Origin of the sequence: Flavobacterium hercynium, from assembly GCF_002217285.1 — a bacterium.
GTDB lineage: Bacteria > Bacteroidota > Bacteroidia > Flavobacteriales > Flavobacteriaceae > Flavobacterium > Flavobacterium hercynium.
On record NZ_MUGW01000035.1, the window covers coordinates 22,326 to 37,935 of the forward strand.

14 protein-coding genes and 1 tRNA gene are annotated in these 15,610 nt (G+C 34.1%); 7 read left to right on the forward strand and 8 right to left on the reverse strand.

From position 1 onward, the window contains the following. The first annotated feature begins 426 nt into the window (after positions 1-426). The 3 genes from B0A66_RS16360 to B0A66_RS16370 are packed head-to-tail and all read left to right on the forward strand — an operon-like array spanning position 427 to position 4,143. Positions 427-906: a DUF4280 domain-containing protein gene (locus tag B0A66_RS16360; RefSeq protein WP_089050931.1), complete on the forward strand. Its 480-nt coding sequence runs from the start codon at positions 427-429 to the stop codon at positions 904-906. Between the two features lie 13 nt (positions 907-919). Then, positions 920-3,157 carry a hypothetical protein gene (locus tag B0A66_RS16365; RefSeq protein WP_089050932.1) on the forward strand — a complete coding sequence of 746 codons (2,238 nt, stop codon included), beginning with the start codon at positions 920-922 and terminating at the stop codon, positions 3,155-3,157. Further along, positions 3,148-4,143, forward strand: a complete 996-nt coding sequence (locus tag B0A66_RS16370; RefSeq protein WP_089050933.1) for a hypothetical protein — start codon at positions 3,148-3,150, stop codon at positions 4,141-4,143. Before B0A66_RS16365 ends, B0A66_RS16370 begins: the two co-directional genes overlap by 10 nt. Before the next feature lie 264 nt (positions 4,144-4,407). Here the strand turns inward: B0A66_RS16370 and B0A66_RS16375 are convergent, their stop codons facing one another. The 3 genes from B0A66_RS16375 to B0A66_RS16385 form a co-directional block, all read right to left on the reverse strand. Next, positions 4,408-5,877, reverse strand: a complete 1,470-nt coding sequence (locus tag B0A66_RS16375) for a serine hydrolase domain-containing protein (protein WP_089050934.1) — start codon at positions 5,875-5,877, stop codon at positions 4,408-4,410. A gap of 153 nt (positions 5,878-6,030) precedes the next feature. Further along, entirely contained in the window at positions 6,031-7,170 is a 1,140-nt protein-coding gene (locus B0A66_RS16380) for a helix-turn-helix domain-containing protein (RefSeq protein ID WP_089050935.1), read from the reverse strand. Between the two features lie 162 nt (positions 7,171-7,332). Continuing rightward, a tRNA-Ala gene (locus B0A66_RS16385) sits at positions 7,333-7,406 on the reverse strand. A gap of 105 nt (positions 7,407-7,511) precedes the next feature. Between B0A66_RS16385 and B0A66_RS16390 the strand changes: the two genes are divergently transcribed. The 4 genes from B0A66_RS16390 to B0A66_RS16400 all read left to right on the forward strand — a co-directional run bounded on the left by B0A66_RS16390 (position 7,512) and on the right by B0A66_RS16400 (position 9,966). Then, a complete protein-coding gene (locus B0A66_RS16390; protein ID WP_089050978.1) occupies positions 7,512-8,276 on the forward strand; it encodes an enoyl-CoA hydratase/isomerase family protein in 765 nt (254 codons plus the stop codon). A gap of 59 nt (positions 8,277-8,335) precedes the next feature. Beyond that, the gene (locus tag B0A66_RS22915; RefSeq protein ID WP_165766629.1) at positions 8,336-8,500 is read left to right on the forward strand and encodes a hypothetical protein; all 165 of its coding nucleotides are present in this window, start codon (positions 8,336-8,338) and stop codon (positions 8,498-8,500) included. Positions 8,501-8,543: 43 nt separating this feature from the next. Next, positions 8,544-8,993 (forward strand): 6-pyruvoyl trahydropterin synthase family protein, encoded by a 450-nt coding sequence (locus B0A66_RS16395; RefSeq protein ID WP_089050936.1) that lies wholly within the window; start codon positions 8,544-8,546, stop codon positions 8,991-8,993. Between the two features lie 226 nt (positions 8,994-9,219). Next, positions 9,220-9,966, forward strand: coding sequence for a UDP-2,3-diacylglucosamine diphosphatase (locus B0A66_RS16400; RefSeq protein WP_089050937.1), 747 nt, complete (start codon positions 9,220-9,222; stop codon positions 9,964-9,966). A gap of 12 nt (positions 9,967-9,978) precedes the next feature. Here B0A66_RS16400 and B0A66_RS16405 read toward each other — a convergent pair whose 3' ends face one another. From B0A66_RS16405 to recJ, 5 genes are all read right to left on the reverse strand, one after another. Further along, positions 9,979-11,187, reverse strand: coding sequence for a cytochrome c3 family protein (locus B0A66_RS16405; RefSeq protein ID WP_089050938.1), 1,209 nt, complete (start codon positions 11,185-11,187; stop codon positions 9,979-9,981). 80 nt (positions 11,188-11,267) lie between these two features. Then, entirely contained in the window at positions 11,268-11,624 is a 357-nt protein-coding gene (locus tag B0A66_RS16410) for a hypothetical protein (protein WP_089050939.1), read from the reverse strand. 84 nt (positions 11,625-11,708) lie between these two features. Further along, positions 11,709-12,626, reverse strand: a complete 918-nt coding sequence (locus tag B0A66_RS16415) for an alpha/beta fold hydrolase (RefSeq protein ID WP_089050940.1) — start codon at positions 12,624-12,626, stop codon at positions 11,709-11,711. Beyond that, positions 12,627-13,907: an MFS transporter gene (locus B0A66_RS16420; protein WP_089050941.1), complete on the reverse strand. Its 1,281-nt coding sequence runs from the start codon at positions 13,905-13,907 to the stop codon at positions 12,627-12,629. Then, positions 13,897-15,597: a single-stranded-DNA-specific exonuclease RecJ gene (recJ, locus tag B0A66_RS16425; protein ID WP_089050942.1), complete on the reverse strand. Its 1,701-nt coding sequence runs from the start codon at positions 15,595-15,597 to the stop codon at positions 13,897-13,899. Before recJ ends, B0A66_RS16420 begins: the two co-directional genes overlap by 11 nt. Positions 15,598-15,610: the final 13 nt, after the last annotated feature.

Sequence of the window (15,610 nt, forward strand, 5' to 3'; positions counted from 1 at the left end):
ATTTACTACACAAATAATTTGCAGTGCTCAGTATTATTTATAAATTGCACGAAAATTAAAACAATTTCCTAAAAACAACTTTTCTCTTTGGCATTCTTCGTGCCTGGCTGTATTGCTATAATTTTAAAGAGTTTAGTAACCAAAATGCTGATTTGAAAATTCCCTTTCAAGTTTGATTATCCTTTAATCAAACCATTTTATTTATTACTTACACTGCACCCATCTGGCTTTTGCTTATTCAGCGTTAGTCCGGAAGCTTCGCAACGTATTTCTTTTATAACTCTAAATCATCATACTTAAAATTCTGCTTATGCTGAGTTTATAGTTATGAATTGAAATTAATGCTACTGTCGGGAATGTGAACAAAAAAAAGAAGTGAATTCACGAATACCACTTTTAGTATGAAATTTTAATTTTTAATGAGTTATGAGTAAAAAACATGTAGTAGTTCAAGGTGCAACCTTGAAATGTAAATTTAGTGAGGATCCACAAGCAACTGATATCCTAAAAGTAAAATCACAAAGTAAACATTATGCCAACGACAAAGATTCTGATAAAAAACTAATTGCCACGACCAAAGAAATTGGTCAGACTTTAGAAAAAAACACCTTTGGCAATTGTAAGATGCAACCTTTAGGCAACAGCTTCAAACCTTGTCAGGCGATGATTCAGCAATGGTCAGGTTTTTACGAAAAAGTTACACTTAGTAATCAAGGTAAAATGCTTATTGAAGACAGTAAAGCAACCTGCCCATTTGGAGGACCTGATTGTATCGAAATTAAAAAACACGGACAAATTGCAGAAATAAGTCAGCAACAAATAGATGATGAAGATGAAGAATTATTAGAACAAATTTGCCCACTGCTGTTTGATGAATTGGCAAGCCAAGGTATTTTTTATAAATGATGAGAACTAAAAAATGGAAAAAGAAATAAATATAAAAATAATTGGAACCTTAACTCCAGAAGTGGGAGTTGCTGAGAAATATACTGTAAAAAAAGAGAATGAACCTTTTGAAATAGAACCCATAACACTGGGTTCAGATTGGAATGATTCGGAGATAGAATGGTTTGTTCATGTTAGAGATGCTGGTAAATGGCGTTTTATTAATGATGGAAAGAAAATAGGAAAAACTGTAGATTTTACATTTTCAGAAATTAGTCAGGATTGGGAAGAAATAGTAATAATCGTTCATGCTTATGGCGGAAAAGATATAATAAATATTTCTCCCCAACCGGCAGCAAAACCAAAAATTACCTTTATCGAGCTTCTTGATGAGAACAAAAAAACACCAAAAAAATCCTTTACTTATGGGAACTGGATCATTGCCCGCGTACATTGTGTAGGTATGGAGTTACGCCCGATTGTAGTGACTTTATGGGAAAATGATGGTGATAAATACAAATTGAACACAAAAAATCTTAAAGTAAACACACAAAAAAAATTCGTAAAGCGTGGTTTCGCAGATATAAAATTTTATTTAGACCCAATGCATGCGAATTTAGCCAATAGTAAAGCTGATAAAGGAGAATCAGACGAAGGAAAGTTTCATGAATATTATGTGACAGCCGAAATTGCAGGAAAAGAAGAATCTCGAAGAGCAACTTTAGATACGCATGTTGCCAATCCTGACTATGTGGAGAAAAAACTTGTAGTAAGCCCAACGATCGGTTTTCCAGTTCGGGAAGTTATCAATAGTTTAATGATGGTTGATATGTCTCCACAAAGTTGGTGGCCGTTTAAGGAAACACATGGTAAATGTAAAAATTGTGAAAAAGACATTACGCTTAATGATATAGAAAATGCATTTGGGACTTACATAAACCATAAAATTGCTAGACAAGAGATAGTTAAATATATAAATGAATTTGTAAAATTAAGTAAGGAAAAAGGGAAACCAATACATTTAGATACTTGTTTGAGAAAAGCTCATTTTTTTGCACAAATAGGAACAGAAACATTAGGAATAAATCCTGATTGGATGGTGGAGACAGATGCTAAAAGATATAGTGTTGTCAACTGTAAAACTGTATTTGGTGATAGAGCAAAACATCTTGAAAATGCTGGATTATTAGATGATTATTGTAGTGACAATCCTCAGAAGAGACTTCTTAATTACGTTTATGGTAAAGGAAATGGTTTTGACAATGGAAATGGAAATGAGGCAAGTGGCGATGGATATAAATTTAGAGGGAGAGGTTTAAAGCAATTAACTGGTAGAGGTAATTATAAAGATGCATCAAAAATTTTAAAAGATGTTTTTCCTGAACATTATATTGATTTAGAAGCTAATCCGGATAAAGTTAAAGAACCAAAATATGCTGTATTAACAGCTTTTGCATTTTGGGAAAAACATGAAATTTGGAAAGTAGCTGATTCTTTAAAAGAATCTACAGATGATAATATAAAAAAAATAAGAAGTAAAATAAATCCTGGTCTAGCTGGTTGGAGAGAATGCAAAAAATATTTTGAAAAAGGTTTAGAAGTTTTTAAAGTTAATAAATGTCAACCTGTTGATGTAACTCAGGAGGATAATGGAAAATGGAGATTTCCAATAGATAATCCAATGTTGTGTATGTATTCTCAAGGAGGATTACTCAAACCATGGCACGGTTCATTTGGTAAAAATATAAGGGATGAACTTGCAAATCATACAGGAAATGATTTATTAGCTGAACCAGGAACTAAAGTATATGCTTGCGTAAGAAGTAAAGTTGAAAAAATATATACTTCTTCATCACTGGCAGGAAAAGTGGTTGTATTGAAAGTTTTAGATGTAGAAACGTTTAAAAGTTTAAGAAATGAAAATTATCTTCCGAAATATAAAAATAAAGGTGAAATTTTAGAAAAAGGATTTGATCCAGATGGGGATTTATATCTCACTTTTTGGCATTTAAGTAAAAATAATTTCTTTAATGTAGGTGACGAAGTTGAGTACGATGATATTATTGGTTTGACTGGAATATCAGGATGGAATGGCATTAATTTCAGTACTAGAAATCCTCATTTACATTTTGAAGTTTCAAATGTTGGTTCTGCTCCTGGATTAGAAGGGAAATGTAATCCTTCTGTCTATTTTAAATTCAAAACGGAGGATGAATTATCGCAAAATGAAATAGATTTTCAAAATAGACTAAAAGAAAAAGAATGGAAATAGTTACTTTACGTACAATAAGAAAAATAATTTTTATCTGTTTATTAAGTTCTTTATTTTGTTGTAAAAAACAAAATAAAGAAGAAATTATAGCAAAGAATGTAAAGAATAATAGCTCGATTACAAATAATGTAAGCTGTTTTACTAAACAAGAATATCTTAATGGAAACGATGATAAGGAATTAATATATAAGTTCAAAGATGAAATTTATGAAATAAAAAGGAATCAAAAACAAACTTATGATATCGTATTAAATGGTAAAAAGTATTTAGCAAATTTAAATTTAGAAAGTGCAGGCATTAATTTTTATTATTATAAATGTCATGATAAAAAGATTTTGTTAATTGAAGGGGATGATTATTACAGTTCTGTTTTTTTTATATATCTATTTGAAAATAAAGATTTCTATTATTTAGGTGATTTTTATATTAAACAGCCAACCGTAGAAAAATCAGGTATTTTAAAAAAGGATTTTAATATTTCATTTAATAATAATGAGTTTATTATTGATGTCTTAGTGGAGGATAAATTTTTCAAAACATTTAATTTAAAAGAAAGAAAAAGCATTGACGAAGAATCTCTAGATTCGAATTTAGATATAGATGGGTTATGGAGATTAAATTGTGCTAATTCTTTAACGACATTTGATATTTCGGGCAAAAAAGGGTATTTGTCACTGTATTCAGATAATGCCATTTATATAAATGTCGAAATTATTAACATTGAAAATAAAATAGGAGAATATTATGTAAGATTTATAAATACCGAATCACAACAAAATTACGATGTAGATAAAAAAAGTATTGTTGATAATGAAATTTCCAAATCAGAAAATATTGGAAAACTTGTTTTAAAAAATGATAAGCTCCTATTTTATTGGCGGGGTTTGTATAATAATAAACTAAAGAAAATTGACTTTGAACGTGATTTTGTCTTAATTAAAGAAAACGAAGAAAAAAATCCAATTATTTTATCAAAATGCGAATAAAATAAATACATATTTCTCTATAAAGAGGATTTTTAAAACCCATTACGACAATTTCTAGTAACAAAATTACCTAACAGATCTCCAAGACCTGTTAGGTATAAAATTATATTTGTTGTAACTCCAAAATCTAATAGCCCTGATGGAAGCGGCATCCTTTTGTGGCGGGGTTCGACACAAAAGATATAGCGGACAGCAGGTTTTAGCTCCTGAAAAAAGTCAGGATTGTTTGTACAATAGTTTAAAATTTAATCAATTTTGGTACTTTTAGTTTGCTTTATATTCCAGATCAACATCGGTGGTTAGGTTGTTTCGGGTTAAGCGAACAGAAGTTGGTTTTTCGTTTTCGAAATGAAATTGTAATAGGTTGGGATAATCAACGACTTTAAACGATCCGTTTTTTAGGTACAGTAATTCGTTGTCGTTTTTGCTTTTAAAAAGGTTTAATAACGCAGATTCAATATAGAGGCGATTATTCTTTTCTACGATTTTGGTTTCAACTCCTTGTCCGTATAGGAAGTCGTTGTAGGTGCCAATCAGTTTTTGTTTTAGCGGTAAAGGAATTTCCTGAACAGTATCAGAAGCAATTTTTTTGTTCCAGTTCATTAAAGATAGGATCTTTTTTTGAGCTTGCATAATTACAGGAATGCGATTCGGTTTTTCGCCATTGGCAAGAATTATAAATCCGTTTCCGTCCGTCATCGTCGCAAAAGTATTGCCGCCAACTCCGGTGTTAGAACCATTACACGAAAACCAGTCATAATTGTTGTAGCCAAAAGATTTTTGCCATCCGTACGACCAGCCTCCAACAGCGTTTTTTAGAACGCTAATTTCGGTAACCTTTTTTGCAACGCTATGGGAAATAACCTTATTGTTTTTGTTGCGCAAAGCATTTTGAATCTCAATCGAAATAATAGCCAGATCAGTTGGTGTAGACCATAAACCCGATGCCGAAACTTGTGGCGTAATGGGAATTCCGGTTTTTATGACTTTTTTGTTTTCGTCGTGAACAAGAGCTATATTGGTTAGAAAACCTTTTTCGTTAGGCTGAATCATAGTGGTGTTTTTTAAACCAAGCGGAATAAATAGATGTTCTGCTGCCAGAGCTGCAAACGATTTATTGAATGTATCTTCTAATGCCATTTGAATAATTACATAACCGCCACCGCTGTATTGCCAATTGGTTCCGGGTGTGAATTCGAATTCGATTTCTTTATCGTATCGCGGTATTTGTCCTAAGAGACTTTGTTTGATAGTTGGGATAGTGTCACCTTCGTAATAATCTGCAAATCCGCCTTGAGTGGTACCGGAAGTATGATTAAGAAATTGTCTCCAGGTTGGATTGTGGTTTTCTGTAAACTTACTTTTTGGCAAATGCCAGCGTTTTAAAGATTTGTCTATTGGATCATCTAAATTTATAAGTCCTTTTTCTTCCAGAATATGACAAAGAAACGACGTTATAGGTTTTGAAATCGAGGCTGTAGAAAAAGCGGTGTTTTCATTTATCTTTTCAGTAGCATTAGCCGATTTTAACCCGAATTGATTGGAGTATACAATTTTATAGTTCTCAAAGACGACCAGACTTAATCCTGCAAGTTTGAATTTTTCTAATTGTGGTTCTATGTTTAAACTATCAGTTAGAAAGGAGTAGGAATTATTTTTTGCTAATGTCTTATTGTTGGTCTGCGCAGTAGAGATGGTTGCTACAAGAAGCAGGAAGTAGAACATGTTTTTCATTGTATCGTTATTTAGGTTAAAACTTTATTTCGATACAAATTTGCGGAAGAGTGTTACGTTATGCGACCGAATAAAAACACTCGGACGCATTTGTTTTCAATAATGGGTACGAGTAGTTGAAGATACAAGTACGAATAATTACAAGATTCTGAATTATAGTGCTTTGCGGTATTCGGTTGGCGTATTGCCCGTATGTTTTTTGAAAGCGGTATTAAAAGAAGATTTTGAATTAAAACCAACTTCGTACAATATTTCTAAAACGGTTACTTTGTTTTTGGAAGTATCTTTAAGAATTTCCATGGCACTTTCGATACGATAGGTATTAACGAAATCGTAAAAATGCTGTTCTAGTTTGTGGTTAATTAGAAGCGATAAATCCCGAACCGGAATTGCAATGTCTTTAGAAACATCCTGAATGGTTAGAGAAGGATTCAGAAATGGTTTTTCGGTTGTCATGTAGTGTTTGAGTTTCAATAAATCTTCGCTGTACTCTTTTTCGTTTACAGCAAGTTGCGGATTATTGATTTCTTCTGATATAATATTTTTTACCAGTTTCAGTTTTGAATCGACGTTTCTAAACAATCCTGGATTACTAAGCGCTTTAAACAAATACCAGCAAACGATAAGCAGGTGTAATACTAATCCGTATATTTTTAGTTGTTCCGAAATAGCAGGATAATCAGAAAATTTAAAGACGTTTTTTACAATTGCAATAAAATATAAAAATGTTAGTACACCCGTAAACTGAATAAGCCAATTGTAAGCGTTTAGACTTGTGCCGGAATAATTTTCGAGATAGAGTTTCTTTGCTTTTTTTAAGATCAGAAATACGGCAATGATGTAGGCAATAATCTGAGCGTTTATTAAAGTATGATTGAATTGTAATTCGATCATATCTTGTCGGTTTTGTAAAAAACTGATTTTAGATGCAAGATCTACACTATAATATCGTGGAGTTAAAATTAGATTCGAAATGATAAATGGAAGCAAATGCAGTAAATGTTTCGGTTTCAGCCTGAAATCTGCATAACAAACCGATAATACGTAAAGATAAAAAACAGGAAGCTGCAAAAAAGCAAAGGAAGCCCTGAACATTCCCAGATTTGAAGGTCCGGTCATAAATAAATTAAACAAAGGTTCGCTTGAATCTATAGCACATAGTATCAGAAAAAGAGCAAATAGAGAATTACTGGTTTTGTGTTTTGTCTGAACGGTAAGGAGAAAAAAGGCCAGAAAAAAGGAAATGAACAAAGAGATTATGGTAACAATAAATAATAAATTAATCTTATCCATTCAGTTGGTTTCTTTAGGTAATAGTTTGGTTTTTGGTTGTGCTAAGCCATTCAAAAGTAGTAAAATATTTCTTTATTATGGTGTTTGTGATAGGAGGTTTGAGATCACGAATTTTGTATAGATACAAAAAAACCGTATCACAATTCAGTAATACGGTTTTTGTGGAGAATATCGGATTCGAACCGATCACCTCTTGCCTGCCAGGCAAGCGCTCTAGCCAAATGAGCTAATCCCCCAATGTGATAGCAAATAAAGTCAATTAATTGACAAAAAGCAAATTTCAAATTGCATCGGCAGGATTTATTTTTCAAAACCGTAACTTTACGATCAAATTTATTTTTATGAGTTTAGAAAATCAAAACGGTTCCTTAGTAACCACTTTTCATAATGCTGTTGCAACTGTACAATTTGGACATCCCGCAAGTAATTCTTTTCCGCGTCAGTTATTGGACAGGTTAACAGCTGAAATTAATTCGTTAAGTCTGAATAAAGACATTTCTGTTATTATTTTGAAAAGCGAAGGAGCAAAGGTTTTTTGTTCCGGTGCTTCGTTCGATGAACTTTTGCAGGTAGAGAATGAAGAACAGGGATTAACCTTTTTCTCTGGTTTTGCTCATTTGATAAACGCCATGCGAAATTGTTCTAAACTAATTGTAGGACGTGTTCAGGGTAAAGCTGTTGGTGGCGGTGTCGGAATTGCTTCGGCTTGTGATTATGTTTTGGCAACACCGGAAAGTGCTATCAAACTTTCTGAATTGGCGATCGGAATTGGTCCTTTTGTGATTGAACCTGCTGTTTCGAGGAAAATAGGAAAAACAGCCATGACCCAAATGACATTGGCGGCGCACGAATGGAAATCGGCAGAATGGGCATTGCAAAACGGACTTTACAGCGCGCTTCATCAAGCCGAAGATTTAGACGTTGCCGTTGAAGAATTTGCTCAAAAGCTTAGTTCATACAATCCCGAAGCGTTATTCGAAATGAAAAAGATGATTTGGGAAGGAACAGAACATTGGGATTCGCTTCTGGTTGAACGTGCTGCGATTACAGGAAAATTAGTTTTGTCTGATTTTACCCGAAAAGCGTTGACACAATTCAAAAAATAAGGAAGGTTCGCAAGTCACAAAAGAGTATTTGAAGTCTAATTTTGTAAAGAATGTATAAAATGAAAATCATTTCATTGTTGCAGCAAGTAGATGTTGCAGAGAAAATTAAGAATGCTCCGGACGAAAGTTATCAGATAGGAGTAGTGATCGGATCGTTTATTCCGTTTGTTATTTTAATCGGAATTGCATATTGGATGTATAACAGAGCCAAAAAAAGGGAGTAAAACGGTTATTAATTTGTAAATTTGCAACCTAAAATTCAAATCGATGAGTAATATCAGAATTACAAAGCAATTTAGTTTCGAAACCGGGCATGCTTTATATGGTTACGACGGAAAATGCAAAAACGTTCACGGGCACAGTTATAAATTATCGGTAACGGTTATTGGTTCACCAATTACAGACCGGTCGAATGTGAAATTCGGAATGGTGATTGACTTCTCTGACCTAAAGAAAATTGTAAAAGAAGAAATCGTCGATCAGTTCGATCACGCGACTGTTTTTAACGAAACTACACCACATATCGAATTGGCAAATGAACTTAAAAGCCGTGATCATCACGTAATTTTAGTCGATTACCAGCCAACAAGTGAAAACATGGTCGTTGATTTCGCTAACAGAATAATGAAACGTTTACCAGCCGGAATTTCTTTGTTCTCTCTTAAACTTCAGGAAACAGAATCTTCGTTTGCAGAATGGTACGCGAGTGACAATTAAGTTTAATTAGTCAAAAGTTTGAAAGTCGAAAGTCAAAAGTCTTTTTTTTATTCTTTTATCTAATTGATCTAGTGTATAAAAATCTAAGGATCTAACAAATCCAGCATCTAAGAAGTCTAACAATCCAGTAATCTAAAGATCTAACAAATCCAGCACCTAAGAAGTCTAATGTCTAAGAAGTCTAACAATCCAATAATCTAAGGATCTAAAAAATCTAACAATCTAAATGAAAAAAAAAGTATATTTTGCTTCTGATCAGCATTTTGGAGCACCGACTGCTGAGTTGAGTATGCCTCGTGAACAAAAATTTGTGGCGTGGTTAGATGTCGTGAAACACGATGCAGAAGCGATCTTTTTATTAGGTGATTTATTTGATTTTTGGTTTGAGTACAAAACCGTTGTACCAAAAGGTTTCGTACGTGTTTTAGGTAAATTGGCTGAGCTTCGTGACAGTGGAATTCCAATTTACTTTTTTGTTGGGAATCATGATTTATGGATGGACGATTATTTTGAAAAAGAATTGAATATTCCGGTGTATCACGATAACAAAGAATTTACGTTTAACGGAAAGACCTTTTTGATTGGCCACGGCGACGGAAAAGGACCTGGAGACAAAGGATATAAGCGAATGAAAAAGGTGTTTACAAATCCGTTTTCGAAATGGCTTTTCCGCTGGCTGCATCCTGATGTTGGTGTAAGTCTGGCACAATATCTATCGGTTAAAAATAAACTGATTTCAGGCGATGAAGATGTGAAGTTTTTAGGAGAAGAAAACGAATGGTTGGTTTTGTACGCCAAACGTAAGCTCGAAACCAAACATTACAATTACTTTATTTTTGGACATCGTCATTTACCCATGATTATTCCTGTTGGAGAAGATTCCAATTATGTAAATCTGGGAGATTGGATTGGCTATTTTACGTATGGTGTTTTTGACGGAGAAACTTTTGAGCTTCAAAAATTCGAACAATAAACATTTCAAAATTTACTTCTTATTCGGTGGATAAACTGCTATTTTGTGTGTTCTTAAGGAATAACTCGACATTGCACCACCATTTGATTTCTGAAAACGTATTGCCTTAGAATCCTGTTTTGGCATGTGACATTCTACACAATTCGTAAGCAAAGATTTTCCTGCTGTTTTTATTGTTGCAGGTGTATGCTCTATGCCTTGATGGCAACTAATACACATTGACGAATAAGTAGCCAGATTTTTGGAAGCATCTTCATGCGGATTGTGACAAGTCATACAATCCATAGCTTCACTTTTCTTAAAACATTTACTCTGAGCAAGTAAACCTAATTGATTTCCGTGCACATCATAATTAATGCTGTCATTCGAAGCAGGAACTCCTCTAAAATAATTTAACAAATCATCACCGGGTTTGTACTGAAAACGCGATTTTATCTTTAGTTTATCATTTCCAGAATGACATATTGCACAGGCATCTATTCTTTGCTGTCTTTTTAAATCTTTAAAAGCAACAATGTTTTGGGCTTTTTTAAGATCAGGAAATTTTAAATGCGTTCTAACATGTTGTTTGGCTGGTCCGTGGCAACGTTCACAGTCGATTCCATAAATAAGCGTTCTTTTGCTCATGAAATCTTCGACTTCCATCGTCATAAAAGTAATGCTGTCGGAACTTGTTGTAACATACCTGCTGGCAATGTTGGAACTATGACAGCCAAAACATTCTTTGTCTATTTGTCTTTCGAAATTAGGAACCGTAGCCGAATAACCAGGACTTGTTGCCCAATCATTTATTGATTTGTAATAGGAAATAGGTAATTCAAAAGTATAGTGGTTTTTCCAGTACGCGCTTGTTTGTGCATGTTTGATCCCAAACAGAATTTCGAACGGATAAGCCTGAACTTCTTTTCCGTTTTTGTACAAAACCTGATACAATGTATCTCTGCGTTCTTCCATCACCAATTTGGTGTTCGCATCATAGACAAAAGTATTTTTGCCATTTTTAAAATGACCTAAGATGTTTTCTTTGGTTGCGGGAGAAGAAGCTTTGAAATGGGAGCTATGAAAAGCAGATTCAGATTGTATTTTATGGCATTGAATACAGCTTTCAGAACCAGCGTAATCAGTTCCGCGTGGATCAATGTAATTATCGGATTCCTTTTTACAACTTGTAAAAAGAATGATTAATGCCAATATGAAGAATAGAAATTTTGCTTTTTTCATTGCTGTAAATATACTTGTTTTTGTAGGAAAACAAAATATATTTCAATAATGAAAAAAGAAATCCAAAATGTTCAGTAAGTCTAGTTTAAACCCACTCCGTAAACGTATTCGTCTAAGTCAATTCTAAATAAAGAACCTTCTACCAAGTCTTTAATCGATTTTAATTCCGTCATAGAGACTGCAAGATCAATCTGACTGCAAGGTGTTTTAAGTAAAAATTTATGGCAGGAATGTTTTAATTCGCAAGCTTCACAACAAGTATTGTCAAGAATACTGTCCTCAATTAAAGAACAAAACTGGTTTAGTTCCTGAACAGTAAAATAAAAACCGGTTTCCTTAAAAACCAATTGCACTTTATCAAGGATAGTTTCTTTTCCGGTTTTCCAGTAAAAGGCGATTCCGAAATTATTATGATATATCTGCTCTATTTCTCTCATTGCAAAATTTTTTATTCCAACAAATATAAATATTATTTATATTAATTCTAAATAAAAAATTCATAAAAATATCAAAAAATGTTATTAAAACCACTTTTTCAATTGGGCTAAAAATTGATTTTGCTGGTCTACGAATAAATAATGAGAGCAATTTTCAAGCAAAACAAAATGGTTCTGCCCTGCAATGGTTTCAATTGAGTGGAGCTGTTTGGTAGAAAATACGCCATCTTCTTTACCGTAAATAGCATAAATAGGGATTCCGTTTTCTTTTATTTTACGAAGTACAGGTTGCGTATCGATATTGTTTCGGCTTTCATTTTGATAAAAAAGCAAGGGAGCATTTTTATTTCGGATGTTGGTTTTGCCAAAAATACTTGTCTCATAATCCTGATACAGTTTTTTTGAAGCTTCCGTTGGGTTTGGCATTTTAAAATATCCATTTTCACCCGCGAGATTGTAACATTGTTTTCTGTAATCGGCTGAATTTTTATCTAATTGTGCAACAGCTTGTATTTTAGAAAGCATTTCCTGATTCAGATTGTCCGTATATTTTTTTGTCAAAGAATTTAAAATATGATCGTACGTTTCCTGTTGAGAGAAAAGAGCTGCCGTCAAAACGAGTGCACTGACACGTTCAGGATATTTTTCGGTATAAAGTGTTGCCACTAAACCGCCAAAACTATGCCCCATTATAATCGCTTTCTTTAAATGTTCGTCTTTATAAATGGTATTTAAATCCTGAAAAGCTTCTTCGTACGTAAATGTTGCATTAGGATCAACGGATCTTCCTTCGCCTCTGCGATCGTACACAAGAACATAAAAACCTTTGTCTGCTAATTTCTGAGCCGTTGTACCTTCAAATAAAGTAGCATTTCCGCTTGGTCCGCCGTGAATAAAAATGAGGGCTTTATTGGCTTTGTTTCCGTATGTCTTTACGTAAAGATGCTGACCATTCATAAAAGAAAAAAGGATCAGAAAAGAAATCAATAGTAATCGCTTCATTTACTCCATGTTTTGATGATCTTCCAAATCTTTTTGAAGGTCTAAGTTTCGGAATGTTGATGAGGTTACACCAGTTCCTAAAGCGGTTAAAAGCGTCATGCTTCCCCCAAAGATTACTGAAGTTACCGTTCCCATTAATTTCGCTGTTAAACCGCTTTCAAAAGCACCCAATTCGTTTGATGATCCCACAAACATAGAATTTACAGCTGCAACACGTCCGCGCATGTGATCCGGTGTTTTAAGTTGTAAAATCGTCTGACGAATAACAACCGAAATTCCGTCAGCTAGTCCGCTTAAGAATAAAGCCGCAACCGAAAGCCAGAAAATGGTGGAAACACCAAAAAGAATAATAGACAAACCGAAAACAAATATGGCTCCCAAAAGTTTCATTCCTGCTTTTCTGTAAAGTGGAACGTAGGCTGAAATAATCATCGTAAGGAATGCACCAATTGCAGGAGCTGCTCTTAGAATACCAAAACCTTGCGGGCCTACTTTTAAGATATCCTGAGCAAAGATTGGTAATAAAGCAACTGCACCACCAAAGAGTACCGCAACCATGTCTAACGAAAGCACGCCAAGAATGGTTTTGTTATTGAAGACAAATTTTAATCCTTCTTTTAAACTTTCCATTACGGGTTCGCCGATTTTAGGATTAAGAATTGGTTTTGTACTGATCTGCGATAAAGCAATTAACGCAAATAACGAACAGGCAAAAACAGAACACATTGACCAGTGAACGCCAATAAAGTTAATGGAGAATCCTGCAATTGCAGGTCCTAAAACTGAACCAATCTGCGAAACAGAGCTACTCCATGTTGCCGCGTTGGGATATACTTTTTTAGGTACGATTAAAGATAAAAGAGAAAATATAGTTGGACCAAGAAAGGCACGAACTAATCCGCCCAGAAAAACCAAAAAGTAAATTGAATATAAAATTGCATTAGTGGTTAAACCGCTAACAACTCTTGGCCACGTTAGCAAAAACAATCCAAAACTAATGACCGAAAAACCAAGTATACATTTTATCAATAATCCTTTTTTCTCTCTTTGGTCGACCATGTGTCCGGCAAATAATGCCATGGAAACAGCCGGAATAACTTCCATTAAACCAATAAGTCCTAACGAAAGCGGATTTTTGGTAATGCTATATACTTCCCATTCAATTACAATGAATTGCATCGACCAGGCAAAGACCATCGCAAAACGTAATAATAAAAACACATTAAATTCTTTATAACGTAATGCCTGATAAGGATCTCGTTTATTGGTTTTAGTTGTCATTTGTTCGAATATCTTTAAGCATGAGTTGAGTAGAAACAGTTCCGTTCCATTCGTTTTCTGATAATGAATACGCTAATTGAAAAGGATTTTGATCCTTTGCAAGATCTAGTTTTTTTCCAAGGCCAAAACCAATGGCAGCAATCCCGTCTGAATTATTTTGTTTTACAAAAAGTCTCAAATGTTCTTCATCTGCACCTAACGTTTTAGCGTAACCTGTGTCTTTTACGTTTTTAGTCATAAAAACAGGCGTCATATTTAGTGGTCCAAAAGGTTCAAATTGTTTTAAGATTCGGGTAAATTTTGGTGTTATATCACTAAAATTAATTTCAGCGTCGACTTCTATTTCAGGAGTTCGCATTTCAGGCAAAATAGTTTCTGAAACTTGTTTTTCAAAAGCTTTTTTAAAAATAGGATAGTTTTCAGGTTTTATGGTCATTCCAGCTGCATACATGTGTCCTCCAAATTGTTCCAGATGTTCAGCGCAGGCATCTAAGGCATTGTAAACATCAAATCCTTTTACAGATCGTGCCGAAGCCGCATATTTGTCACCACTTTTGGTAAAAACTAAAGTAGGACGATAATAGGTCTCAATTAATCTTGAAGCAACAATTCCAATAACACCTTTGTGCCAGTCTTCCTGGAAAACAACAGTGGAGAAACGATCTTCTTCGCTATTGGTTATAATTTGCTGAAAAGCTTCTTTGGTAATTTGTTTGTCCAGATCCTTTCGGTCTGAATTGTATTTTTCAATTTCAGAAGCGAATTGCTGTGCTTGTTCAAAATTAAATTCGGTTAACAATTCAACCGCATGATTACCGTGTTTAATTCTTCCCGCAGCGTTTATTCGTGGTGAAATGATAAAAACGACATCCGTAATATCGAGTGTTTTCTTTTTTACCTGATGAACCAAAGCTTTAATTCCGGGTCTCGGATCTGAGTTGATGACCTGAAGTCCAAAATAAGCCAAAACTCTGTTTTCACCTGTGATCGGTACAATATCTGCTGCAATTGCTGTAGCGACTAAATCCAAATACGGAACTAAATCCTGTATGGTTTCATTTCGATTGCGTCCTAAAGCCTGAATAAGTTTAAAACCCACACCGCAACCGCACAATTCATCGTAAGGATAAAAGCAATCATCTCTTTTTGGGTCCAAAATGGCGACTGCATTCGGAAGTGATTCTCCGGGTCTGTGGTGATCACAAACAATAAAATCAATGTTTTTTGATTTTGCGTAAGCAATATGATCTATGGATTTGATACCGCAGTCTAAAGCGATAATCAACGAAAATTCGTTGTCGTCTGCAAAGTCAATTCCTTTATAAGAGATTCCGTAACCTTCGTCGTAACGATCCGGAATATAAGTGGCAACATTGGGATAATACGATTTTAAATACGAAGAAACCAAAGAAACCGCTGTTGTTCCGTCGACATCATAATCACCAAAAACTAAGATGTTTTCCTCGTTTCGAATAGCCGTTTCAATTCGGTCAACAGCTTTATGCATGTCTTTCATCAAAAAAGGATCATGAAGATGCTCTAATGATGGACGAAAGAAATTCTTAGCCTGATCAAAGGTTTCGATGCCACGCTGAATTAAAAGTGTTGCTACAAAATCTTCTACATTCAAGGCCTGTGCTAAATGTTTGATTTTATCTTCAGAAGGTTTTGTTTTTAATTTCCAGCGCATTTTTATTTGATTG

Bases quoted from the DNA above. Each gene is read 5' to 3' on its own strand.
- B0A66_RS22915 (WP_165766629.1), top strand. From the start codon at position 8,336: ATGAAAATCATTTCATTGTTGCAGCAAGTAGATGTTGCAGAGAAAATT.
- B0A66_RS16410 (WP_089050939.1), bottom strand. From the start codon at position 11,624: ATGAGAGAAATAGAGCAGATATATCATAATAATTTCGGAATCGCCTTT.
- B0A66_RS16415 (WP_089050940.1), bottom strand. From the start codon at position 12,626: ATGAAGCGATTACTATTGATTTCTTTTCTGATCCTTTTTTCTTTTATG.
- recJ (WP_089050942.1), bottom strand. From the start codon at position 15,597: ATGCGCTGGAAATTAAAAACAAAACCTTCTGAAGATAAAATCAAACAT.
- B0A66_RS16370 (WP_089050933.1), top strand. From the start codon at position 3,148: ATGGAAATAGTTACTTTACGTACAATAAGAAAAATAATTTTTATCTGT.
- B0A66_RS16360 (WP_089050931.1), top strand. From the start codon at position 427: ATGAGTAAAAAACATGTAGTAGTTCAAGGTGCAACCTTGAAATGTAAA.
- B0A66_RS16375 (WP_089050934.1), bottom strand. From the start codon at position 5,877: ATGAAAAACATGTTCTACTTCCTGCTTCTTGTAGCAACCATCTCTACT.
- B0A66_RS16400 (WP_089050937.1), top strand. From the start codon at position 9,220: ATGAAAAAAAAAGTATATTTTGCTTCTGATCAGCATTTTGGAGCACCG.
- B0A66_RS16405 (WP_089050938.1), bottom strand. From the start codon at position 11,187: ATGAAAAAAGCAAAATTTCTATTCTTCATATTGGCATTAATCATTCTT.
- B0A66_RS16390 (WP_089050978.1), top strand. From the start codon at position 7,512: ATGAGTTTAGAAAATCAAAACGGTTCCTTAGTAACCACTTTTCATAAT.
- B0A66_RS16395 (WP_089050936.1), top strand. From the start codon at position 8,544: ATGAGTAATATCAGAATTACAAAGCAATTTAGTTTCGAAACCGGGCAT.
- B0A66_RS16380 (WP_089050935.1), bottom strand. From the start codon at position 7,170: ATGGATAAGATTAATTTATTATTTATTGTTACCATAATCTCTTTGTTC.
- B0A66_RS16420 (WP_089050941.1), bottom strand. From the start codon at position 13,907: ATGACAACTAAAACCAATAAACGAGATCCTTATCAGGCATTACGTTAT.
- B0A66_RS16365 (WP_089050932.1), top strand. From the start codon at position 920: ATGGAAAAAGAAATAAATATAAAAATAATTGGAACCTTAACTCCAGAA.